At 40.6% G+C, this 22,588-nt stretch carries 19 protein-coding genes and 1 pseudogene; 11 read left to right on the top strand and 9 right to left on the bottom strand.

Annotated features, from left to right (window positions below):
* Window positions 1–45: 45 nt before the first annotated feature.
* The 4 genes and pseudogenes from modF to HHO47_RS19735 all read left to right on the top strand — a co-directional run.
* Window positions 46–1,512 (top strand): molybdate ABC transporter ATP-binding protein ModF, encoded by a 1,467-nt coding sequence (modF, locus tag HHO47_RS05870; RefSeq protein ID WP_169019445.1) that lies wholly within the window; start codon window positions 46–48, stop codon window positions 1,510–1,512.
* A 471-nt stretch (window positions 1,513–1,983) separates the two neighbouring features.
* Entirely contained in the window at window positions 1,984–2,766 is a 783-nt protein-coding gene (locus HHO47_RS05865) for an RES family NAD+ phosphorylase (RefSeq protein ID WP_211183624.1), read from the top strand.
* A 286-nt stretch (window positions 2,767–3,052) separates the two neighbouring features.
* Window positions 3,053–3,379, top strand: a complete 327-nt coding sequence (locus HHO47_RS05860) for a DUF7709 family protein (RefSeq protein ID WP_169019444.1) — start codon at window positions 3,053–3,055, stop codon at window positions 3,377–3,379.
* A 440-nt stretch (window positions 3,380–3,819) separates the two neighbouring features.
* Window positions 3,820–3,930 (top strand): annotated as a pseudogene (locus HHO47_RS19735) (hypothetical protein); the annotation flags it as partial.
* A gap of 118 nt (window positions 3,931–4,048) precedes the next feature.
* Here the strand turns inward: HHO47_RS19735 and HHO47_RS05855 are convergent.
* Window positions 4,049–4,645, bottom strand: a complete 597-nt coding sequence (locus HHO47_RS05855; protein WP_169019443.1) for a hypothetical protein — start codon at window positions 4,643–4,645, stop codon at window positions 4,049–4,051.
* 564 nt (window positions 4,646–5,209) lie between these two features.
* Complete coding sequence (locus HHO47_RS05850; RefSeq protein WP_169019442.1) at window positions 5,210–6,088, bottom strand: TraB/GumN family protein; 879 nt, start codon at window positions 6,086–6,088, stop codon at window positions 5,210–5,212.
* Window positions 6,089–6,609: 521 nt separating this feature from the next.
* On the opposite strand from HHO47_RS05850, the gene ilvG reads away from it, so the two are divergent.
* From ilvG to can, 6 genes are all read left to right on the top strand, one after another.
* Window positions 6,610–8,259: an acetolactate synthase 2 catalytic subunit gene (gene ilvG / locus HHO47_RS05845; RefSeq protein WP_169019441.1), complete on the top strand. Its 1,650-nt coding sequence runs from the start codon at window positions 6,610–6,612 to the stop codon at window positions 8,257–8,259.
* Window positions 8,256–8,498, top strand: a complete 243-nt coding sequence (gene ilvM, locus HHO47_RS05840) for an acetolactate synthase 2 small subunit (RefSeq protein ID WP_169019440.1) — start codon at window positions 8,256–8,258, stop codon at window positions 8,496–8,498. The genes ilvG and ilvM overlap by 4 nt, the downstream gene beginning before the upstream one ends.
* A 115-nt stretch (window positions 8,499–8,613) precedes the next feature.
* Window positions 8,614–10,470, top strand: a complete 1,857-nt coding sequence (gene ilvD, locus HHO47_RS05835) for a dihydroxy-acid dehydratase (protein ID WP_169019439.1) — start codon at window positions 8,614–8,616, stop codon at window positions 10,468–10,470.
* A 2-nt stretch (window positions 10,471–10,472) separates the two neighbouring features.
* Window positions 10,473–12,023, top strand: coding sequence for a threonine ammonia-lyase, biosynthetic (gene ilvA / locus HHO47_RS05830; protein ID WP_169019438.1), 1,551 nt, complete (start codon window positions 10,473–10,475; stop codon window positions 12,021–12,023).
* A gap of 175 nt (window positions 12,024–12,198) precedes the next feature.
* Complete coding sequence (locus tag HHO47_RS05825) at window positions 12,199–13,392, top strand: methyltransferase (protein WP_169019437.1); 1,194 nt, start codon at window positions 12,199–12,201, stop codon at window positions 13,390–13,392.
* Window positions 13,392–14,054: a carbonate dehydratase gene (gene can / locus HHO47_RS05820; RefSeq protein WP_169019436.1), complete on the top strand. Its 663-nt coding sequence runs from the start codon at window positions 13,392–13,394 to the stop codon at window positions 14,052–14,054. The genes HHO47_RS05825 and can overlap by 1 nt, the downstream gene beginning before the upstream one ends.
* A gap of 61 nt (window positions 14,055–14,115) precedes the next feature.
* Here the strand turns inward: can and HHO47_RS05815 are convergent, their stop codons facing one another.
* The 4 genes from HHO47_RS05815 to ubiK form a co-directional block, all read right to left on the bottom strand.
* Window positions 14,116–14,394, bottom strand: a complete 279-nt coding sequence (locus HHO47_RS05815) for a hypothetical protein (RefSeq protein ID WP_169019435.1) — start codon at window positions 14,392–14,394, stop codon at window positions 14,116–14,118.
* Between the two features lie 14 nt (window positions 14,395–14,408).
* Complete coding sequence (gene map / locus HHO47_RS05810) at window positions 14,409–15,194, bottom strand: type I methionyl aminopeptidase (protein ID WP_169019434.1); 786 nt, start codon at window positions 15,192–15,194, stop codon at window positions 14,409–14,411.
* Window positions 15,187–15,393, bottom strand: a complete 207-nt coding sequence (locus tag HHO47_RS05805) for a ParD-like family protein (protein WP_169019433.1) — start codon at window positions 15,391–15,393, stop codon at window positions 15,187–15,189. The genes map and HHO47_RS05805 overlap by 8 nt, the downstream gene beginning before the upstream one ends.
* Before the next feature lie 113 nt (window positions 15,394–15,506).
* The gene (gene ubiK, locus HHO47_RS05800) at window positions 15,507–15,779 is read right to left on the bottom strand and encodes a ubiquinone biosynthesis accessory factor UbiK (RefSeq protein ID WP_169019432.1); all 273 of its coding nucleotides are present in this window, start codon (window positions 15,777–15,779) and stop codon (window positions 15,507–15,509) included.
* 112 nt (window positions 15,780–15,891) lie between these two features.
* Here ubiK and rep point away from each other — a divergent pair, with 112 nt between their 5' ends.
* Entirely contained in the window at window positions 15,892–17,910 is a 2,019-nt protein-coding gene (gene rep, locus HHO47_RS05795; RefSeq protein WP_169019431.1) for a DNA helicase Rep, read from the top strand.
* Between the two features lie 36 nt (window positions 17,911–17,946).
* Here the strand turns inward: rep and HHO47_RS05790 are convergent, their stop codons facing one another.
* The 3 genes from HHO47_RS05790 to elbB form a co-directional block, all read right to left on the bottom strand.
* On the bottom strand, window positions 17,947–20,520 hold the full coding sequence (locus tag HHO47_RS05790) for a diguanylate cyclase domain-containing protein (RefSeq protein ID WP_169019430.1): 2,574 nt from the start codon (window positions 20,518–20,520) through the stop codon (window positions 17,947–17,949).
* Window positions 20,521–20,707: 187 nt separating this feature from the next.
* Window positions 20,708–21,100, bottom strand: a complete 393-nt coding sequence (locus tag HHO47_RS05785; protein WP_169019429.1) for a c-type cytochrome — start codon at window positions 21,098–21,100, stop codon at window positions 20,708–20,710.
* Between the two features lie 464 nt (window positions 21,101–21,564).
* Window positions 21,565–22,215: an isoprenoid biosynthesis glyoxalase ElbB gene (gene elbB / locus HHO47_RS05780; protein WP_169019428.1), complete on the bottom strand. Its 651-nt coding sequence runs from the start codon at window positions 22,213–22,215 to the stop codon at window positions 21,565–21,567.
* Window positions 22,216–22,588: the final 373 nt, after the last annotated feature.

The raw sequence follows: 22,588 nt of genomic DNA, 5'->3' as shown, positions 1-22,588 counted from the left end.
ACTTTCGTGTTAATGAATTAAGCGGGTGGGTTAAAAGGGATTAGTGTGAAGTCAATTAAACTAAATAATGTGACAGCGAGTCTTGGATCACAAGAGCAAGAAAGTTTTTTTGTGAGTAGGTTAAATTGGCAAGTTGAAAGTAATCAACATTGGGTATTATTGGGTGGTAATGGAGCCGGAAAATCAGCCATTACAGCCACGTTACTAGATCAGGCTAATATTATCAGTGGCACCCGAAGTTGTGATTTTAAGCGTACAGAAATCGTCTCTTCAGATCTGCAAAAGCAATTGATTACCGCTGAGTTACTCATAGATCAAGATGACATTACCGATGGTAAAACACCGGCCACTTTAGTGTCTGAACTTATTTTCCAGCAATCAAACAGGCCTTTTGATCCGCAGTTGTGTCAACAGTTAATCAATGGTTTTTCTTTTGAACATTTATTAAATCAACGTTTACGATCGCTCTCTACAGGCGAAACTCGCAAGCTGATGTTAATAAAAGCACTAAGTAATTGCCCTGATCTAATTGTACTTGATGAACCTTTCGATGGTTTAGACGTTGATAGCTGCGAACAACTGAATGTAATACTAACTCAGTTAAAAAGCAGCATAACGATGATATTTGTGGTGAATCGTTTAGATGAAATCCCCCCTTTTATTACGCATTATGGCTATGTGAAACATGGCGAACTACAACAGCAATTAGCTAATCCAGATAATAAGCAACGTGATGATTTATTTAAGTTACTGCATTTGCAGCACACAGATTTAACTATTCCGAGTAAAGACACGACCCATGCAGCACCAGAGTTGAGTGAAAATGTGTTAGTGCGCTTGCAAGACGCTCAAGTAAGCTACAGCGGTAAAACCGTTTTTAAGCAGCTTAATTGGACTATTAATACTCAGCAACACTGGCAGCTAAGTGGGCAAAATGGCTCGGGTAAAACGTGCTTACTTAACTTGATCACCGGTGATAATCCGCAGTGTTATAACAATGATATTTTTGTGTTTGGTTATCAGCGCGGCAATGGTGAAAGTATTTGGCAAATTAAGCAGCATATTGGCTATATTTCAAATGCCTTTCATATGGATTACCGCGTCAGCATTTCTGCGCTTAACACTATAGTGTCGGGTTTTTACGACAGCATCGGGTTATATCAAAGTGCGAGTCAAACACAGCTTGATATTGCAGCGCAATGGCTGGCTTTACTTGGCTTGAGCGAATTTAAAAATACGCCTTTCACGCAACTTTCCTTTGGCGACCAACGCATGTTATTAATTGCCCGCGCTATGGTAAAACACCCCACCTTACTGATTTTAGACGAGCCATGCTTAGGACTAGATGAAGCCAATCGCCAGCGTGTATTACTGTTAATTGAGAAAATATGCGCCGCTGGAACTAGCACCGTGATCTATGTAAATCACCATGCTCAAGATAAAATTGCCGGTATTGAACACTATTTAGATATGGCTGATTTTAGGGGGGTAGAGAAAGGAGCTAGGCTTTAGGAGCTAGGCGCTAGGGAAAACCAGAACAGCTCGGCGTTAAATTTACCGGCGTTGGGTTGAGTGCAACAAAACCAACAGCCACTCTTGCGAAGTAACGCCTTGATATTAAGCACCAGATAAACGCTGAATTCTGCATCTTTAGGTGGTTTGGTTATATGGATAGCAAACAATTACATAATTTGTTATTAATGAGTAATGTAAATAAGAGAACGCGCCTTTTGTATAAAAGAGGAAAATACTCTTTGATTAAGTTTTTATTTGGCAAGGATAGCTCAATGGAAGTAACAGCTCAGGTTACATTTATCAAAATTGATAGACCATCTCATGCATTCAGGTATTTTGGTGATAATTGCTGGCCAAGAATATAATATTCACCTGATTTAGATACTAGTAGTAGAATAATTTTGTGGAAGAACGTCACAAAACTGCTTGTTGTAAGTGTTATGTGTTACTACAAACTAAGGAGTATGAATGAGCTTCAAATCTTGGTTAAGCTATTCTGACTTTTCTAAAAAAGCGTGCTCTAAGTTGCGCTACATTTTAGATCATGAGTCGAGTGAATTTCTAAATTCAATTAATGACACTTGTAATGACAGGATTAAAACCTTGAAATCTGGTTCTGTGGTATGGCGTGCACAAACTGGATGCGATAAGGAAAAGGCTTCTGATAGTGCAGAACAAGAGTTCCATGTTGATAAGCGTATACCTTACTCATTCAAGCGAATGAAACCCTTGAGCAATAGCCCCTCAGAGGGGAGAGCGAACTTAAAAGGGAACCCTTGTTTATATGTAGCAGCAGATGCAGAAACTGCGGTACACGAAGTGAGGCCTTGGCCTGGATTACCCGTAACAATCGCTAAATTGCATTTGACAAAGGATATGAAGTTGATAGATTTTTCGGAGACTGCTGATGCCGAGCAGTACCCATATTTTTACATCGACGAACCTTCTATTGAGCAGAAAATTGACGCTGTGTGGGCTGCGATGGATATTGCTTTTTCTTGGCCTATAACGGAATCTGATTCCAAATCAGAATATGCGCCGACGCAAATAATATCAGAGTTTATTAAATCGAAAGGGTATGACGGGATTATTTATAAAAGCTCTTTAACTAAAGGGCATAATTATGTCCTTTTTAATTTAAATGATGCGGCAGTTGTTCAGTGTGACTTGTTTGTAGTATCTAAGGTTAAATATGACTTCGAGAGGTTGGATGAAAGCTCATCTTTGACAGCGGAGCGTGGCAACACATAACACATACGAACCTTAACTCTGGCAACAATAGGTACTAATGTTCTTTTTGGCCGTTTTTATACAGTGACGGCCAACTTTAAATCAATAAACAAATTCGTTTACAGCCTCTAAAGCGCAGCGTTTCTTACCCTCTTTGTGAATAGTTCACTTAAATTTTTTGCGCAAAGAGTAATGAATGAATAGCAAACGATTGAATCAAAATAGGAACTCGGCTATGGTTGAGAAATAAAAATAAAATTGCGTTATTCTACAAGTTCGTTAACTACTTGAAATAGGGTTATCCTGAATGAAAACTAGTGTTGAGAATACAGAACAGCTGGCTACTGTAAATCAGAAAGTAGTTAAGGACGGGGAGGTTTTACCTTCGGTTCATTTAAAAGATGGGAGTCGGGTTCAGACAGGAACCGTGGCAACAATGTTATATAACATTAATCTTTATAATGCTGGCGAGCGAGAGCGAGTAGAGAAAGAGCTAGAACTTGCTGTTCCAACGCTTGTGAAAGTCGGCCTATTTGATCTTTTTCCCATTGAGGACTGGATTGCTGGCACTAATCCTGGCCGGCGTTTCGTCGGTGAATGCGCAAGAAACTATTTATCTCGATTAGGTAGCTAATAAGTGATTATTTGATACTAACTGCGTGGGCATGAAGATAATTACAATGAAAAATTTCAAACCGTTTATTCAAAGCTTCGCGTTAAGAGCCTGATCACGATTCGGATGCAGGCGATGTAACGTTTATCTCAAAAACTGATGTGCAATTAGAGAGCTTACTATCACTACTGATACCGAGCATGGCTACCAAGTCAACCCTTAACAAGTTTAGGCTGTATCGTACTGCTGAGAGGCCAACGGCCTCTTTTTGATAGTTCTTCAGCCTTGTAGCATATAAGCGAGTCGCAGTGATGCAAGAGAGTTTCCAATCATGTTCAGGTGGTGCTAGTGATGAAGAAATTACCAAATTGTTGGAATGGGCAATTAATAAAATCCCTAATGATTATCTGAACTTACTCAAAGAAACAAACGGATATGAGTCATAGCTTGGATTTGCTTCAGGTGAAACCCACACCGAAAATACGATGCTCGGTATTGTTGAAGTGCCGCAATTAGAGGAGATAAACTCCGATGTTGAATTTCAGGGAATAAGTATCTCAAAAAAAATTTGAGCAGCTATGGCAGAAGTATGTGCCATAGCTGCTTGAGGCATCAATAATATGCAAGAATATAAAGTGCTGTATAAGCATGTAGGCGCAAAGAAATTTAGTGGTCGGATACACCTAATTTTCAGTTAACACCAATCTCAACTGTCATAGTATTTTCATCAGGTTGACCCACTAAATAAAAAGAATAATTTTCCCATTCCTTATCAGAACGAAGTTCATTACCAATAATAATTGCTTTCTCTATAGAATCAGCTTCAGTAGAAGATAATTTTAGATGGCATAGTGTTTCCCTGCATTGAACATCTACTAGATTCAGATCAGCTAAATGTTCATTAAAAGAAAAAAAATCATTTAATTTATATGTCATGTTATCCGCCCATTCATAATTAACTTCCTGTTCATCAAAAGAAATGAATTTTTCTGATGGAGTTGAGTCATTTACTTTTATATCTTTTTCTAATGTACTCTCTTTTTTAGACATTTCTTGATGAGCTAAAGGTTTTGATACATTAAGAATAGAAGATCTAGTTTCTTGCGGGGCACTATCTTCTGGTTTATCAATAAAACTAATATTGCTACTTACAGCTTCTGCTCTGTTCAAACTTTGCTCTTCATTACTCGAGTTATTATTCACTAAATGGCTAGGCGTATTTGAAAAATATATAAATACAAAAGCTATAAGTGGAAAAGCAATTAAGCATTTTATTTTTATGTTCATTTCTAATATCCAATTGAATGTTTGAAACCGTTTAAAGAATTAAAAACCTATGAGTGCGCATTAACAGTTTTATTAGAGTTGCACTTGTAACATCTGACTTGTGCAGCGAAAAGAGTACTAGTTACATGATATACAGAGTTAGTATGCGCTTTATCCTTGCTGATTTGTTGAGAATGGATTGGAATTGAAACAAAAGATATAATCAGTAACACTACCGACGTTTTTATAAAGTTTTGAATCATTTTCTTCTCCTATATTCCGATTATATTGTAGTCTTCTAAGGTGAAGAATAATCACTATAAAACAAAAGGTACAAAAAACAAGCAAAAACAAATGAGTTTTAAAAGAAACAAGAGAACAAAAAAGATATCTTATAATTTGCCTTATCCTTACGCTATTGCGCAGTATTTACTTATATATTCCTCTAAAGCGCAGCGTCTCTTAACCTCTTTGTGAATAATTCACTAAATTTTTTGAACAAATAGCAGTGACTGAGGGTGGAGTAATAAGGCAGTCCGCTTGGTTATTACTAGTCAAGCGGTTAAATTGTCTATTGGCGAGTAATTACAGGCGAGTTACTGTAAAACCCTGATCTTTAAATTGCTTTAATAAACCGTGTTGCTCTGGTAAGTGCAGGGCGCCTACGGCGATAAATAGTTTCTCTTTACCGATGCGTGGCGTGAGCTCTTTTACCCAGTTATTGTTACGTTCAATCAGCATCACTTGTTCGCTGATCTCGCCATAGTTACTGTCGTCAAAGCTTTCATTGTAGTACTTAGTTAACGTCGCCATATCGCCGTTTTTCCACGCATTTACTAGGGTAATAAAGTAGGTTTCAATATCGGCAAGCTGTTCAAAGGTTTCTTCAATCATTTCGTTACTTAACAACGATAGATTATTAAACATCTCCATTTGATATTCGAGGGTTTCTAATTCACCCACCGCTATATTGTTTTTTTTAGCGTAAGCAAGTACTTGCTTGTCAATGCCGGTTTGATCAGAAAAACCTGCATTTTGAAACTCCATTTGCAGCATAGTAACCATCACCGCCCACGGGGCTAGTTTGTTAAACATCGCGATATCTATCGACTTTTTGCTGAAATATTCATTTAATTTGGCGTAGTTCTGCTCTGATAATTCACTTTGTAGGGTCTTACCATTTTTTAGCATCATAAATGGCATAGAGCGGCGCTGCATTTCCATCGGGCTGATAGCACTAACATCGACTTCTACAATCACTTTATCACTGGCAGCAATGGCTTTGGTGACTTTCTCTGGCAGGCCTTTCATACTGGCATCGCCCACATGCACAGTGCCAAATAAATAGCTGTTAATGCCGTTTTTTTCGACTTTCCAAAGACCCGGTGCGCTATGACTAGCAAAGCTAATACACAGTAGAAGCGATAAAATAAAGTAACTGCTAATACGCTGAGTGAGGTTCATAATTGTCCTTATTGGTTGGGTATACATCCATATTAAACCAATATGCTTAATTGGGTAATGTTAAAATTAGCGAGTTCGTCAAAAATTAATCAAACCGCTATTTGGTTATAACGAGGTGTGAAATATTAATTTTTTCGCATATGAGAAAAATTAATCTATTTGTGTGCTTATGTTGGATTTTTATGCCTTCAAAGGCTGGTGTTTATATGGAAATTGGATTGATTTTAAGGTTGACTTAACCCCCTCATCGCGGTACTAATAGAAAAAGACAGCGGGGGAGTAAATAACTCCTCTTGCGAATAAACAAATTTTTGGTATTGATTACATGCTTACAAATGCACTAAACCTAGTCCTAATTAACGTCGTGGTGATTATTATTACCGCGGGGGCTTGTTAGTGCTTTAAAAAAGAGAAGCATTGAAAAAGCCCCCCGCACTTAACAGTCCGGGGGGCTTTTTAGTTTCAGGGTTTAGAATGAGTTATTAAGTTTAGGTATGTCACTGAGGAATGAGGATTTATTAATGACAGGTGCAGAGTTAACAATTGATTTATTAGCCAAACACGGCGTAAATGAAGTTTTTGGTTACCCAGGTGGAGCCATTATGCCAATTTACGATGCGCTGTATGGTGCGCCGGTTAAGCACTACCTCACTCGTCATGAGCAAGGTGCAGGGTTTGCGGCGGTTGGTTTTGCTCGTAGCACCGGCAAATTAGGAGTTTGTTTTGCGACCTCAGGCCCAGGGGCTACTAACTTAATCACCGCGCTTGCTGATGCGATGATGGACTCGGTGCCATTACTTGCGATCACAGGTCAAGTTCCAACTGCTGCTATCGGTTCTGATGCGTTTCAAGAAATCGATGTATTAGGTATGTCATTATCCTGCACCAAACACAGTTATATGGTCGAGCGCTCAGAAGATTTAGCCGAAATATTACAAGAAGCTATGCACTTAGCGCAAAGTGGCCGCCCGGGCCCTGTTTTAGTTGATATCCCTAAAGATATTCAAATGGCGCAAGTGCCTTTTCATCCTTGGCTTGCTGCCGATGATTACTTACCAGTGTTAGATTTAAACCAAGTGGCGATTGCTAATCAGTTATTAAGTGAAGCGAAACAACCTGTTGCCTATGTTGGTGGTGGTGTACAAGCGGCTGATGCGCAAGCACAGCTAATGCAATTTTTAGAAAAAACTCAAATGCCTGCGGTTTCAACGCTAAAAGCATTAGGCAGTGTATTACCTGATTACGAATATCACTTAGGTATGTTAGGTATGCATGGCGGCCAAGCTGCAAATTTAGCGGTACAAGAGTGTGATGTACTAGTATGTATCGGTGCGCGCTTTGACGACCGCGTAACTGGTAATTTAGGTAAGTTTGCAGCCAAAGCAAAAGTAATTCATTTAGATATCGATGCCGCAGAAGTAGGTAAACGTAAACCGGCCAAAGCTTCGTTGATTGCAGACTTAAAAAGTTCATTACCTCAGCTTGAGTGTTTTGTTACTGAGCAAGCTTGGTTAGCGCATACCAAAGCGATGATGACTGAATATGCATGGCGATATGATTACCCTGGTGAGAAAGTTTTCGCGCCATACTTATTAAATCAGCTTAGTCAGCGTATGCCACAAAATGGCGTGGTTTGTTGTGATGTAGGCCAGCACCAAATGTGGGTAGCACAACATATGAAATTTAGTCATCCAAGCAACCATTTAAGTAGTGGTGGCGCAGGCACTATGGGCTTTGGTTTGCCTGCGGCCATTGGTGCGCAAGTAGCGCGACCAAATGATTTTGTGATCACGGTTTCTGGTGATGGCTCAATCATGATGAACATTCAAGAGTTAGCCACTATTCGTCGTAATAACTTACCGGTAAAAATATTGATTTTGGACAACCAACGCTTAGGTATGGTTCGTCAATGGCAAGAGTTGTTTTTTGAAGGGCGTTATTCTGAAACTGATTTATCAGATAACCCAGACTTTGTGCAATTAGCTGCGGTGTTTGGAATACCTGGGCAAACAATTACTCATGCAAACCAAGTTGATGATGCAATTACAGCATTAGTCAATAGTGAAGGCCCTTATATAGTACATGCCTGTATAGATGATAAAGAAAACGTATGGCCGTTAGTACCACCGGGTGCTGCCAATGATGAAATGATGACGGAGAGTGCAAAATGAAACACAGTTTAACAGTTGCTTTAAAAAACCAAAGTGTTGCCGTGGAGCGCTTTTTACGTGTAGTTCGTCACCGTGGTTTTAATTTAACCCATTTTCAACTGAATATGGATGATGGTCAGTACCATGTCGCCATGACGGTCGACAGTGATAAACCAATTCACTTATTAACCACACAGCTCAATAAGCTGGTGGACGTTAAGCAAGTAACACTAGAAAATTTACACCAGCAAGCAATGTAGTTTGTTGTAAAAACTAAATCAACAGGGCTATTGGGTATTTTCCCTTTAGCAATAAAAATTTAAGAATGAGGATGTCAGTTACATATCAAAAGTAACTGCAAACACAGAGGTAACTATGGCTAAATTAAGAAGTGCAACAACAACTGAAGGTCGAAAGCGAGCAGGTGCTCGTGCATTATGGCGTGCCACAGGCATGACAGATACCGATTTTGGTAAACCAATTATTGCGGTTGTAAACTCGTTCACACAATTTGTACCGGGGCACGTGCATCTTAATCAACTTAGTGAGCTCATGGCTGAAACCATCACCCAAGCCGGTGGTGTGCCAAAAGAATTTAATACTATCGCTATCGATGATGGTATTGCAATGGGTCACGGCGGCATGTTGTATTCATTACCATCGCGCGACTTAATCGCCGACTCGGTTGAATACATGGTTAATGGTCACTGCGCCGATGCAATGATCTGTATTTCTAACTGCGACAAAATCACCCCAGGGATGATGCTTGCGGCACTACGTTTAGATATTCCAGTGATCTTTGTGTCAGGCGGCCCGATGGAAGCCGGTAAAACTAAGCTTGCCAATATCGATATCAAACTCGATTTGGTCGATGCTATGGTAAAAGGCGCAGATGAATCGGTAAGTGATGCGGACTCAGAGCAAGTTGAGCGTTCAGCATGCCCAACTTGTGGTTCATGTTCTGGTATGTTTACCGCCAATTCAATGAACTGTTTATTAGAGGCGATTGGTCTAGCACTGCCGGGTAACGGTACTACGCTTGCGACTCATAAAGACCGCAAACAGTTGTATGTTGAAGCCGGTGCACGCATTGTTGATTTATGTCGTGAGTATTACCAAAAAGATAATAAAGACGTACTACCACGCGGCATTGCCAATAAAACAGCCTTTATGAATGCCATGGTGGTTGATATTGCGATGGGTGGATCATCAAATACGGTATTGCATTTACTTGCCGCTGCGCAAGAAGCCGGTGTTGATTTTGATATGTCGCACATTGATGCGTTATCTCGTAAAACGCCATTCTTATGTAAAGTTGCTCCAGCTACTGCGCAGTATCACATTGAAGATGTACACCGCGCTGGTGGCATGATGGCGATTATTTGCGAACTGGGTAAAGCGGGCTTAGTTGATCTGTCGGTAAACCATGTTGCTGGGATGACCATGGCAGAGCTAGTTAAAAAATGGGATGCTACTGATCCAAACAACGAAGCTGCACAAAAGTTTTACCGTGCAGGGCCTGCGGGTATTCGTACTACTAAAGCAATGAGCCAGGAGTGTCGTTGGGATGAAGGTGATAACGACCGTGAACATGGCTGTATCCGTAGCGTTGAACATGCGTTTCGCCAAGATGGCGGCTTAGCCGTACTATCGGGTAACTTAGCTGTTGATGGCTGTATTGTGAAAAGCGCGGGTGTGGTTGATGAAATGCTGCATTTTGAAGGCACCGCCGTGGTGTATGAATCACAAGATGATTCAGTTGATGGTATTTTAAATGATGAAGTAAAAGCAGGTGATGTTGTGGTTATTCGCTACGAAGGACCGAAAGGTGGACCTGGTATGCAAGAAATGCTTTACCCAACCAGTTACTTAAAATCAAAAGGTTTGGCTGAAAAATGCGCCTTGATCACTGATGGTCGCTTCTCGGGCGGTACGTCTGGCTTATCAATTGGTCACGTTTCACCTGAAGCGGCCAGTGGCGGTGCCATTGCTTACGTTGAAAGCGGCGATAAAATTATTATCGACATCGCTACCCGCGAAATCACGTTAGCGTTAACAGATGAAGAACTTGAAGCGCGTAAGCAAAAACAACTAGCCCGTGGCAAGCAGGCATATAAACCGCTAGACCGTGAGCGTTATGTCTCATCTGCGCTAAAAGCGTATGCGCTACTTGCAACCAGTGCTGATAAAGGCGCGGTACGTGATTTAGCCAAACTGGAGGAGCTTAGCTAATTATGGTTTCTCAAGAGCTCGATTATTTTCGCGCTATTATCCAAGCCAATATGGAACCACTGGCAAAAGTGACTGAGGTTAGCGAAATGGCTGAACTCAGTGCTCGCCTTGGTAATCAAGTGTGGTTAAAGCGTGAAGATCAACAACCCGTTTATTCGTTTAAACTGCGTGGTGCATATAACAAACTGGCTAAATTACCAAAGGGCTCGGTGGTGATCACCGCATCTGCTGGTAATCATGCCCAAGGGGTGGCGCTCAGTGCCTCGCATTTAGGTCATCAAGCGACTATCGTCATGCCGGTCACTACACCTGAAATCAAAGTCAGTGCAGTGCGAACACTCGGTGGTGAAGTGGTACTACATGGCCATCATTTTGATGCCGCTAAAGCGCATGCCTTAGAATTGACTGAACAGCGCAATGGCGTATTTGTGCCACCATTTGATGATCCTGATGTGATTGTTGGTCAAGGAACCGTAGCTCGCGAACTTATGCAGCAACTTAACCAACTGGATGCGGTGTTTATTCCTGTCGGTGGCGGAGGCTTATTGGCTGGCATGGCGGTGTATATAAAGTCACTGCGCCCAGATATCAAAGTCATCGGTGTGGAAGCCGACGAAAGTGCCTGTTTACAAGCGGCGCTTAAAGCAGGTAAACCAGTAGAGCTAGAGCGAGTTGGTAGTTTTGCTGACGGCGTTGCGGTGAAAATTATCGGCGGCGAAACGTTTCGTTTAGCACAAAAGTTTTGTGATGAAGTGGTGACTGTAACGGGCGACGAAATATGTGCAGCGATGCAAGATATTTTTGTATCAACCCGTGCTATTACTGAGCCTTCTGGGGCGCTTGCTACTGCGGGGCTTAAAAAGTGGTGCCAACAAAGTGGTCAAAAGGGGCTGCATTTAGCGGCTATCTTATCTGGTGCGAACTTGAACTTTGACCGCTTACGTTATGTGGCTGAGCGTACTGCGCTGGGTGAAAAAAACGAAGCGTTGTTAGCGGTAACCATCAATGAAGAAAAAGGCAGTTTTAAACAGTTTTGTGCCTCGTTAGGTGGCCGTGCAATCACAGAATTTAACTACCGTTTTGCAGGACCAGGTGAAGCACAGATTTTTGTTGGTATTGCGCTGCGTCAAGGTCAGCAAGAGTTAGATGAACTCAAAGCCGATTTAACTACAAACGGTTATCAATTTTGTGATTTATCAGATAACGAACTCGCTAAACTGCACGTGCGATATATGGTCGGCGGTAAAGCACCTGAGCAGCTTCATGAACGCTTATTACGCTTTGAGTTTCCTGAATATCCAGGTGCACTAGCGCGCTTTTTAGATACCTTAGGCTGTAATTGGAACATTACGTTATTTCATTATCGCAACCACGGCGGCTCAATGGGCAATGTTTTGGCGGGGTTTGCGATTGAACCTAATCAGTATGAGGTTTTTAACGAGCATTTAAATCGCTTAGGTTATAGCGTCCAAGATGAAACACTTAATCCGTGTTTTACCCAATTTTTAACTACGCAAGGGCTTGTTGATAGGGCTAAAGCAGCTAATAATTAAATATATACCTTTAAAAGCACCTCAATTGAGGTGCTTTTGTCATTCCTGTTGAGATGCAAAAACCTTGAGTTAATTTAGCAATTATAATTAGTTTGTTATCGATACCACTTTATTTACGCTTGATGCTCAGAAAAAGCGTATAATGCCAATACGAATTGACCATCGCTAAAATCACATGAGCCTTGCTGAGCAGTTTACAGCCCTAGATAACTTATTACATAGTACTCGCCATTATTGGCAATGCACAGCATTCGATTTTGATCAGCTGCCATGGCCTGAATTAGAACAACCATTAACGGTGTTGAGCGACCAACAAGTTGCTGATCTCGATAGCAATCAAGATGCCTTGTATCAATTCTTTAGCTCATACATTCCAGCAGTCAATAATTTAGCTACATTGTGTGATTTACCTCAAGCTTCCACTACGCGTAGCGACTATCCGTTTTGGATCAGCAATGGCATTAAAGGACGCAAGTTTGCGCAGCTGCAAGATTTTGTTTGTGCGCTTGGCCAAGAGTCACAATTACCGGTATTAGAATGGTGTGCGGGGAAAGGCCATTTAGGACGTATGCTGGCATTCAACCGTGCGCCGAGTGTGCATAGTATCGAACTACAAAAACATTTATGTGAACAAGGTCAGCAGAGTGCTCAGCAGCAAGGGTTAGCCATGCGTTTTAGCCAAGCTGATGTGCTCAAAGATGATGTAACTGGGTATTTTCAACAAGCACAACATGCAGTAGCACTACATGCTTGCGGATCGTTACATCAAACCTTTATAAGCGCCGCAGTTAGCGCCCAAACAGAAAAGATTAGCTTGTCGCCGTGCTGTTATCACTTGTTTACTGCCAATGACTATCAAGCAATGAGCACAGTTGCGCAGCACAGTAAGCTAAAGTTAACTCACCGTGATTTAAAATTAGCACTACAAGAAACGGTGACAGCTCCTTCTCGGGTAGAAAAAGTTCGTAAAATTGAAGTGCAATGGCGATTGGGTTTTGATGCCTTACGCAAAAGTCTTACTGGCGAACAAAATTACGTGAGCGTGCCCTCGGTTAACAAAGTTATTTTTTCAGATTCATTTAAAGCTTTTTGTGCATGGGCAGCGGAGAAAAAGAGCTTGAATATACCGCAAGATATTGATTATGACTATTTTTTAGAGAAAGGGAAAATGCGCAAAAGAGTAACTGAGCGTATTGAACTGGTTCGACATGTGTTCAGAAGAGCAATTGAAGTTTGGCTTGTACTCGATCGTGCTTTATATTTGCAACAACAAGGTTATCAAGTCAATGTGCAGACGTTTTGTGAAAAGCAATTAACGCCGCGCAATATTTTGATCCAAGCTACCGTCAAAGATAGAAAAGAGATGTAATGAGAAAATTAAAAAATTTATTCGAAAATAATAAACGTTGGGCTGAGCGCACGTGTAAAGATGATCCAGAATTTTTTAAAATTCTGTCAATGCAACAAAATCCAGAATATCTATGGATTGGTTGTTCGGACTCTCGTGTACCGGCTAATGAAATCGTTGATTTAATGCCAGGTGAGCTGTTTGTTCACCGTAACGTGGCGAATGTAGTGGTGCATACCGATCATAACTGCTTATCAGTGATGCAGTACGCTGTTGAAGTGTTAAAAGTAAAGCATATTATGGTTGTTGGTCACTATGGCTGTGGTGGTGTGCAAGCGGTCTTAAATGACGCTAAGTTTGGCCTGATCGATAACTGGCTACGTCATGTTGGCGATGTAAAAGAAAAATACATTGCAAAAATTGATGCCCTAGCAGAAAAAGATCGCCTCAATAGCTTGATTGAGCTTAATGTCATTGAGCAAGTACGTAATGTTTGTCGTACCAATATTGTGCAAGAAGCATGGCAACGTGGCCAAGAACTCACCATTCATGGTTGGGTATATGGTTTAGCAAACGGCCACTTGACCGATCTTGAATCAGTGGTGACGTGTGCTGATGAAGTAACCGATATTTATAAGAGTGCGGCACTAAAAGTATTTGATCGCTACCTTGGGGAAAAGTAATTCCGATGTATGTTAACAAGCGAGTTAAGAGTGTTTTAACCCGCTTGTTAGAACTGTCAATTTAGAGCCGTTTTGATGTTTTTCGTTTACGGTATTGCCGTGGTGTCTCAAAGGTAAAATTATGAAAGGCGTGACAAAAGTGAGCGTGATCGTGACTTAAATCAATAGTTAAGCTTGCGCCTGCATCGGGATAGAGTTTCTCATTAAATAACAGTGCGGTCTGTTTGATTGGTGAACCTATTTTCCAATAGCACTGTACCCAATCAGCTAAGCGTTGATCGGGTAAGAACTTTTGAAATTTCAGGTGGGGCAATGGATCATTTAACAATAAAATAGCCATATGCTTAACCTTGGTTACTCAGTCGTAATTGCGCTTTCTTCGGCGCGTAAAGTGAGTACTTCATAGCCATCCGCGGTGACGGCAATAGTATGCTCCCACTGAGCAGAGAGCTTTTTATCACGGGTAACCACAGTCCAACCATCGGGTTTGGTTTTTATTTTTGCCGCACCTTGGTTGAGCATCGGTTCAATTGTAAAGGTCATGCCTTGTTTGAGTTCAACGCCAGTATTGCGCTTACCATAATGTAAAACTTGTGGTTCTTCATGCATTTGCTCGCCGATACCGTGGCCGCAATATTCACGAACTATGCTGTAACCATTGCTATGAGCAAAGTTTGCGATAGCATTGCCAATATCACCGAGTCTCACCCCTGGTTTAACCATCTTGATACCTTGCCACATCGCTTCATAGGTTTTATCAACTAAGCGCTTTGCTAGTGGAGACACTTCACCCAGCATATACATTTTGCTGGAATCGGCGATGTAACCGTTTTTCTCAAGCGTAATATCGATATTAACAATATCGCCTGATTTTAATACTCGCTTAGGATCTGGAAACCCATGGCAGACTACTTCATTAACTGAACTGTTTAATACATAAGGATAATCGTATTGACCTTTACTGGATGGTCGCGCGGCAAGTTCATCAACAATATAACGCTCCACTAAATCATTAATTTCCATGGTGGTGATACCGGTTTTTACTTGCTCGTCTAAATAGGCAAACACTTGCGCAAGTAATCGGCCTGACTCACGCATTAAAGCGATTTGCTCAGGTGTTTTGATAATGATTTCACTCATGAATAGGTTCTCCAACTTGCACATCAGCTTGTACGAGTTGTTGTTTAATGATTTCGGCGTAAGTCATGGTTGGGTTAAGTTCGGCTAACATGCCGATTTTTATCCAGTATTCAGATTGTGAATTGATTGAACGCACCATAGTGGTGCTGGCTTTGCGTATTTCTTCGTGAAGTTGGTCGCTAATTTTTACGATACCCATAACACTGCCTATATATAAAATGTATATGAATCGTATATAGATGTTCACATGTATGCAAGGCGTAAAACAAATCAGGCAGCCTAAGCTGCCTGAAGTAATAACTAAAATTGGTATTATTCGGGTTGCTCGCTTTGCTTATCAGTACTGAGTTGCTGCTCAAGTAGTGCCACTTTAGCTTCCAGTTCAACAAGCTTTTCACGGGTACGGATTAGTACTTGGCTTTGTACATCAAATTCTTCGCGGCTGACAAAGTCCATCTCAGCAAGCTTGTTTTGAATCGCCTGTTTGGTTTTTGCTTCAAACGTATCTGCAAGGTTTTTAACGCCTTGTGGCATATTACTTGAAATCTGTTTGGCTATTTCTTCAATCTTTGCTGGGTTGATCATGTTCGTCCCTTACTGTCGCTAAAATGATAATAGCTAATATTACCTTATTGGCTAGGCGTATTGTAGTGATTACGTTAAAATTGCCCGTCTTTATGCAATCTCTTTGGTCGATATGAAACTCAATCCTAAACAAGATGAAGCGGTAAAATATATTAGTGGCCCATGCCTGGTATTAGCAGGGGCGGGCTCCGGAAAAACCCGTGTAATTACTAATAAAATCGCTTACTTAGTACAGAAATGTGAGTATCAAGCTCGTAATATCGCTGCTGTCACCTTTACCAACAAAGCGGCGAAAGAGATGCGTGAACGGGTTTTTCAAACCTTAGGAAAAAAAGAGTCTAAGGGGCTGTGGGTGTCGACCTTTCATACCTTAGGGCTGGAAATCATTAAAAAAGAACTTACAACGCTGGGCTTTAAACCGGGTTTTTCGTTATTTGATGATCAAGACACCAATCAGTTATTGGGCGATCTAACAGAAGACGAGCTTAAAAAAGATAAAGATTTACTCAACCTATTAAAAATGCAAATAGGCAGTTGGAAGAACGAACTGATTTTACCAGAGCAAGCGATCCGCGAAGCGCGAGAGCCACAAAAGGCGTTATTTGCGCAGTTATATGCGCGTTATCAAACCCAGTTACGTGCTTACAATGCCTTGGATTTTGATGATCTGATCATGATCCCAACACTGTTACTTACCACTAATGCAACCTCGCGTGAGCGTTGGCAACAACGTTTCCGTTACCTGCTGGTGGACGAATATCAAGATACCAATACCAGTCAATATCAATTAGTTAAGTTGCTTGTGGGTGAGCGTGCGCGTTTTACTGTGGTAGGCGATGATGACCAATCAATTTATTCATGGCGCGGTGCACGACCACAAAACTTAGTTTTATTAAGCAAAGACTTTCCTGGTTTACGGCTCATTAAGCTTGAGCAAAACTATCGCAGTGTGAAGCGTATTTTAAAAGCCGCTAATATCTTAATTGCCAATAACCCCCATGAATTTGATAAAAAACTGTTTAGTGAGTTAGAAAATGGCGAGCCGATCAAAGTGATTGGCTGTCGTGATGAAGAGCATGAATCAGAGCGGGTCGTCGCCGAGATCATCTCGCATAAATTTATGAAACGCACTAGTTATAAAGATTACGCTATTTTATACCGTGGTAATCACCAAGCGCGTGGCTTTGAAAAGTCGTTAATGAGTAACCGAATACCTTACAAGATCAGCGGTGGGATGTCGTTTTTCTCACGCTCTGAGATCAAAGATATCATGGCGTACTTGCGCTTATTGGTGAATCAAGATGACGACAATGCGTTTCTACGTATTGTGAATACACCGCGACGCGAGATTGGCACAGTGACCCTTGAAAAGCTGGGTACTTTAGCCAATGAAAAGCATGCCAGTTTATTTGCCACCTGTTTTGATAACGACTTAGGTTATCGCTTAAAAGGACGTGGTTTAAACTCGTTGGCGGGATTTGCACGTTGGGTGGTAGAGCTTTCAGATAATGCGGTGCGCGGCGATACCCTTGAAGCGGTAAAAGACTTAGTAAGGCAAATAAATTACGAAGCCTATTTATATGAGTCATCGCCGAGTGCGAAAGCCGCAGAAATGCGTATGAAGAACGTGTCTGAGTTGTACCGTTGGATCACCGATATGCTCACAGGTGATGCGGATAACCCGCCATTGACGCTTGCTGAAGTGGTGAGTAAGTTAACTTTGCGTGATATGTTAGAACGTAACGAAGAAGAAGATGAAGCCGATGCGGTGCAATTACTCACGCTGCATGCTTCTAAAGGCTTGGAGTATCCTTACGTATTTATGGTCGGCATGGAAGAGGGGTTATTACCGCATCAAGTAAGTATTGATGAAGAAAACGTTGATGAAGAACGTCGCTTAGCCTATGTGGGGATCACTCGCGCTCAACAAGAGCTGACCATGACCTATGCGAAAATTCGGCGTCAATTTGGCGAAACATCACAAACCGAGTTGAGTCGTTTTATACAAGAGCTACCGCAAGATGATTTAGCATTTGAAAATAAAAAAGCGCCCAATACCCAAGCCGAACGAATGGAAAAAGGCCAAGCCAGAGTGGCTAATTTACGTGCCATGTTGAAAAAGCCTGAGTAGCTCATCTAAACTGCTGATAATCAACAATGCATATCATTAACTTAAAACTTGCTCGCTCGAAGAGTCAGCTGGGAGTGTTGTTGTGGAACTAACTGCATGCTGCTTACCGATAAAAAGCGATAAACCATGGGTGTCGAGTAAGGCTCTATAATTTAATATTGAAGGCCCTTTCGCGATTACTTTTATTTGTTTTATTTTAGTGATTGCCAGTACCCCCTGTAGTTGTAAATCAAAGCTTTGTTGTTGCAACACTCGCTTACTAAAGGTAGAGCTAAGTAACAAATAGTCGAAATGAAGATCGCAAAGTAAATTAAGTTCGCAGCGATCTTTAGCAAAATCATTTAAGCCAATCGAATAGCCGTGCTCACTTAGCATTTTTAAATTACTAATTTGCACCGCTGAAGCATAGCGGATCTCTTGCTCGTTAAATAATAAACAAATTTGTTTTTTTATGGTGTGCGCTTGCATTGTCTGGCACAACACCTGAAATTCATTTTTCTCTAGTAATAAACCTGAGCAAGGGAATAGCACCATTTGCAGTTGTGCCGCTTGGATCTGCAGGCAGGCTTTGATTAATAACTGTATTTCCACTTCCAGTTGTTGTGCTTTATCAGCGGCAAACTTCTTTAATATTTCAAAACTGGTACTACCAAGCACAGGATGTTCGCCAAATGCTTCAAGCAATGATTCTGATTGATGCTGTTCATCAAGTGTGATTATTTCAGAGCAGCGAAAATGCATTGGTAAAGAGTCTAAGTGATGACTGGTTTCTAACTCATACGGACTGGTGCCGACACTGAGTAATGGGTGATAAAATTCAAACCGGCTACGGCCAGCATTTTTTGCATAATACATAGCAGCATCAGCATCACGAATAATCTCATCAGTGTTCTTGTAGTTTGTTTTCGAATAAGTAATACCGACACTGGCACCACTTTGTACGCAAATACCTTTCATGCAAAATGGTTTTTTCATCAGTTCAATTAATCGCTTAGCAACATCTTCGGCTTGTTGACGGTCGGTTAAATGAGTTAATAAAATAACAAATTCATCACCGCCTAAGCGAGCAAGTAAATCGTGCTCCCGAATACATTGTGAAAAAGACTCACTGACGCTAATTAAAAACTGATCACCAGCTTGATGACCAAGCTGATCGTTAATATCTTTAAACTTGTCTAAATCAATAAATAGCACAGCAAACTGTTGCTCAGGGTAACGTTGATAATGCTGTAGGGTTTTTTCTAATTGGGTTAAAAATAAACTGCGATTAGGCAAGCCAGTTAGCGGGTCGTGGTGTGCATCGTGGTACAGCTGTTGCTCTACTTTTTTACGCTCTTCAATTTGCATTTGTAAATGCATATTGGTTTGGCGGATCTCTTTGGTTTTTTCAGCAACCCGAAACTCTAATTGCTGATGACTCTGTTTTAAGGCTTGAGCAGCCAAATGGGCTTGTAATACAGTTGCTATTTGATGCGATACAAAGGTAATTAATTCAAAGTCGTCTTGATTAAAAATATGCTTATGATTGTAGGCTTGACAAGTTATTAAGCCAATTACACCTTGTGCAGTTTTTAATGGTGCGCCTAACCAGCTGGTTGCTGAGTTTGAGACTTGTCCTCGTTGCTCTAATTCACCTGATTTGAGTAGTTTTTGTGCTCGATCACAATCAATGAGTTGAGTTTGTTCGGTGCGTAACACTAATTCGCTATAACCTTTGGCGAAAGGACGCGCTTGAGTAGTATTTCTATATTCATCCACATAGTACGGAAAGTTTAACCAACCGGTTTCGCGATCATATAAAGCGATGTATAAATTTTTAGCGTAAGTAATTGATTTTATTATTTCATGTACTTGTAGGTATACTTCATCAATATGCTTCGTTTGCGTTGCTAATTCTGAAATTTTAAACAGAATATGTTGCCGTGCGAGGGTTTTTTTGTGTTGTTCTACTTCGAGGTTAAGTGCTTCATTACTTTGCGTTAATGCGCGTGTTCTTATTTTTACTTCAGACTCTAGTAGCTCGCGTTTTTTTACCCGCTCGATAGCTGTCGATAAGTAGAGTGACATGACTTCTAATAGCTCGATTTGTTGCTCAGAGTAGTTTTGTTGTTTATCGTAACTTTGTGCGACAAGCACCCCAATAATGCTTTGTTCCCGGTATACCGGCACGCCCACCCAATGTTCTGCTGGTGTGCCAAGTAACTTAAATAACCCCTTGTTGGCAGCAGCCTGCATTTCATCACCTTGGAAGTAGGTGGTTTTACCTTGCTTAAATACATACCCAGTGACACCTTGAATAAAGTTATTATCTTGATTAAGTGGCATAGAGATACCATCTTTTTCATCAGCAAAGTAAGATAGTTCAAGGGTGTTACTAAATTGATTTAACAGCACCACGTAAAAACTTTTACTTGGCATATAATCTTGCAAAATATCATGAATAGCAGGGTAAAGTAGTGATAATTCGGCAACAGAACTAGCCTGCTCTGATAATTGGATCAGGGCATTTTGTAAGTGGTGGGATTGCTTATACTTTTGGACTAGAGCTTTTAAACGATTATTTTTATGCTCCAGCTTATGCAGTAAAGCTGTTATATCTTCCAGTGACATTAAATCGATTTTATTATTGTATATTTATTGTTCTTCTTATATTTTCACTTTTTTGGTTAATCGTCAAGCGGCCAATAGTATTAGAAAATGATGATAATAAATAGTGATAAAGGTGTGGAATATTTATTGTTATAATAAAAAAGGCTGACAAAAGTCAGCCTTTATAAAAATAGTACCGAATTAAGTCTTATTTTTTGCTCATAAAATCAATAGCTGCGCTTATTTCATCATCTGAGCAATCCATGCATGTACCGCGTGGTGGCATTGCATTAAAACCGTTAATTGCATGGTTTAATAGAGTGTCAGTACCTTTTGCTAAGCGTGGAGCCCAATCGTCGGCTGATTTTGGTGCGCCAAGTGCGCCAGTACCATGACAAGCGAAACATGCTGCTTGGTATACTTGTTCACCGGTACGAGGACCCGTTGGCACTTCAGCAACTGCTGCTTTATCGCCTTCAAAGTAAACGGCGCCAATAGGTGCGATACGTTTTTTGATTGCATCTTCAGTCATAGAGTTATCATATGGCTGTGCGTATGCGGTGGTTGCTAGCAATAATAATGCTGCTGATAGTTTTTTCATTTTGCCTTGCTCACTTCGATTTGAACGTGCTCAATCACGATAGATGACGGAATTTAGAACGATTATATACCTAAACCACCCCAAGATGCGAGTTTCAGTTGGAATTAAAAGCGATTTAGGCAAGGCATTGATTGCAGATAATGGTTGTTCCCTTGTTAAAATCAATAACGCAGTATAAACCGCTTTTAAACCAACCCGTTGGGTGCTTCACAGGAACTTACTCTCATAGTTGTTATTTCTTAAAAGGGACTGTTCTTGCAAAGTAACGCCTTGATATTAAGCACCTGTGAAACGCTGAATTCTGTATCTTGGGGTGGTTTGGGTATAACGGCTTAGCCACAATTTATAAAACGTTACGAGTACTTTTTATTATTAAAAAAGTACTATTGTTTGCGCTAACGCAAGAAAAGATCGTATACAAGCTGGTGGATTGACGAGCTCAAATTACGACGTTTCGCAGCTGTTTAGCTCATAGCCAGTACATTCGTAACTAATTTCTTGATGCCTGCATCAGCATCTAAAATTGATTGTGCTAACATATAGGCTGGAGTGCTTACGAGTTTGTGTTGCTCATCAATTACAATATCATCTACTGCACAATCAATGTGTTGAGCGCCTAAACTTTGTAGTGCGTTAGCAGTATCAAGATCATTTCCAATAGTGGTTTTTACGCCAGCACTGTAGATCAATGGGATCATTGCTGGTGCTATACACATATAGCCTGCTGGTTTTTTGGCATTTGCAAATGCTTTAGCTGCACGGAGTATTTCAGGGTTTAATTTTGCTTGTGTACCTTTGATCGCAAAATCACACAGGTTTTTAGCTGCGCCAAATCCACCAGGCACAATTAAAGCATCAAAGTTATTAGCATCTAACAGTGTTAACGCTTTGATATCGCCACGGGCAATACGCGCTGCTTCGACTAAAACGTTACGGTTAGGGGTCATTTGTTCCCCATTTAGGTGATTGATGGTGTGCAATTGCTCAATATCAGGGGCAAAACATTGGTAGCTTGCCCCAGCTTTGGCAATATGTAATAACGTTAATACGGCTTCGTTGATTTCTGCACCGTCATAGACTCCGCAACCTGCTAAAATTACAGCTATTTTTTTCATATACTACGCCCTTGTTTATTATTAATAAAAGTCAGTTTAGCATGACTTTTACTGGCTGTTATCGCCTTATTAAGATCATTTTGTGATCATCAATAATGATGAGTTAAAGATTATTTTTATTTGATCAACCGGGTCTAGGCAGAGCAAAAACGGGCTATATGCTTTTTTTTAAGTTGGCTAATAGGAAAAAATTATAAAGGATCACTATGATCTTTGATCCATTGTGATAGAATACTTGTTCGGTTATTTATAAGGGATGAATTAACCGTTTTTAAGTTGTAAAAAAACCACAATCAAGCAAAGCAATAAAACGTTTTTCCACATTGTGATAAAAATAATAAAAAAAGAACCTCGCATTATCTTTTTTAAAATA

The sequence above is a fragment of the Pseudoalteromonas arctica genome (assembly GCF_012927645.1).
Classification (GTDB): domain Bacteria; phylum Pseudomonadota; class Gammaproteobacteria; order Enterobacterales; family Alteromonadaceae; genus Pseudoalteromonas; species Pseudoalteromonas arctica_A.
This window is presented reverse-complemented; position numbering and strand designations above follow the sequence as displayed.

What these genes read in the sequence shown, in the direction of transcription:
- HHO47_RS05865 (WP_211183624.1), top strand. Translation starts at nt 1,984, where the DNA reads ATGAGCTTCAAATCTTGGTTAAGCTATTCTGACTTTTCTAAAAAAGCG.
- HHO47_RS05860 (WP_169019444.1), top strand. Translation starts at nt 3,053, where the DNA reads ATGAAAACTAGTGTTGAGAATACAGAACAGCTGGCTACTGTAAATCAG.
- HHO47_RS05855 (WP_169019443.1), bottom strand. Translation starts at nt 4,645, where the DNA reads ATGAACATAAAAATAAAATGCTTAATTGCTTTTCCACTTATAGCTTTT.
- HHO47_RS05850 (WP_169019442.1), bottom strand. Translation starts at nt 6,088, where the DNA reads ATGAACCTCACTCAGCGTATTAGCAGTTACTTTATTTTATCGCTTCTA.
- ilvG (WP_169019441.1), top strand. Translation starts at nt 6,610, where the DNA reads ATGACAGGTGCAGAGTTAACAATTGATTTATTAGCCAAACACGGCGTA.
- ilvM (WP_169019440.1), top strand. Translation starts at nt 8,256, where the DNA reads ATGAAACACAGTTTAACAGTTGCTTTAAAAAACCAAAGTGTTGCCGTG.
- ilvD (WP_169019439.1), top strand. Translation starts at nt 8,614, where the DNA reads ATGGCTAAATTAAGAAGTGCAACAACAACTGAAGGTCGAAAGCGAGCA.
- ilvA (WP_169019438.1), top strand. Translation starts at nt 10,473, where the DNA reads ATGGTTTCTCAAGAGCTCGATTATTTTCGCGCTATTATCCAAGCCAAT.
- HHO47_RS05825 (WP_169019437.1), top strand. Translation starts at nt 12,199, where the DNA reads ATGAGCCTTGCTGAGCAGTTTACAGCCCTAGATAACTTATTACATAGT.
- can (WP_169019436.1), top strand. Translation starts at nt 13,392, where the DNA reads ATGAGAAAATTAAAAAATTTATTCGAAAATAATAAACGTTGGGCTGAG.
- HHO47_RS05815 (WP_169019435.1), bottom strand. Translation starts at nt 14,394, where the DNA reads ATGGCTATTTTATTGTTAAATGATCCATTGCCCCACCTGAAATTTCAA.
- map (WP_169019434.1), bottom strand. Translation starts at nt 15,194, where the DNA reads ATGAGTGAAATCATTATCAAAACACCTGAGCAAATCGCTTTAATGCGT.
- HHO47_RS05805 (WP_169019433.1), bottom strand. Translation starts at nt 15,393, where the DNA reads ATGGGTATCGTAAAAATTAGCGACCAACTTCACGAAGAAATACGCAAA.
- ubiK (WP_169019432.1), bottom strand. Translation starts at nt 15,779, where the DNA reads ATGATCAACCCAGCAAAGATTGAAGAAATAGCCAAACAGATTTCAAGT.
- rep (WP_169019431.1), top strand. Translation starts at nt 15,892, where the DNA reads ATGAAACTCAATCCTAAACAAGATGAAGCGGTAAAATATATTAGTGGC.
- HHO47_RS05790 (WP_169019430.1), bottom strand. Translation starts at nt 20,520, where the DNA reads ATGTCACTGGAAGATATAACAGCTTTACTGCATAAGCTGGAGCATAAA.
- HHO47_RS05785 (WP_169019429.1), bottom strand. Translation starts at nt 21,100, where the DNA reads ATGAAAAAACTATCAGCAGCATTATTATTGCTAGCAACCACCGCATAC.
- elbB (WP_169019428.1), bottom strand. Translation starts at nt 22,215, where the DNA reads ATGAAAAAAATAGCTGTAATTTTAGCAGGTTGCGGAGTCTATGACGGT.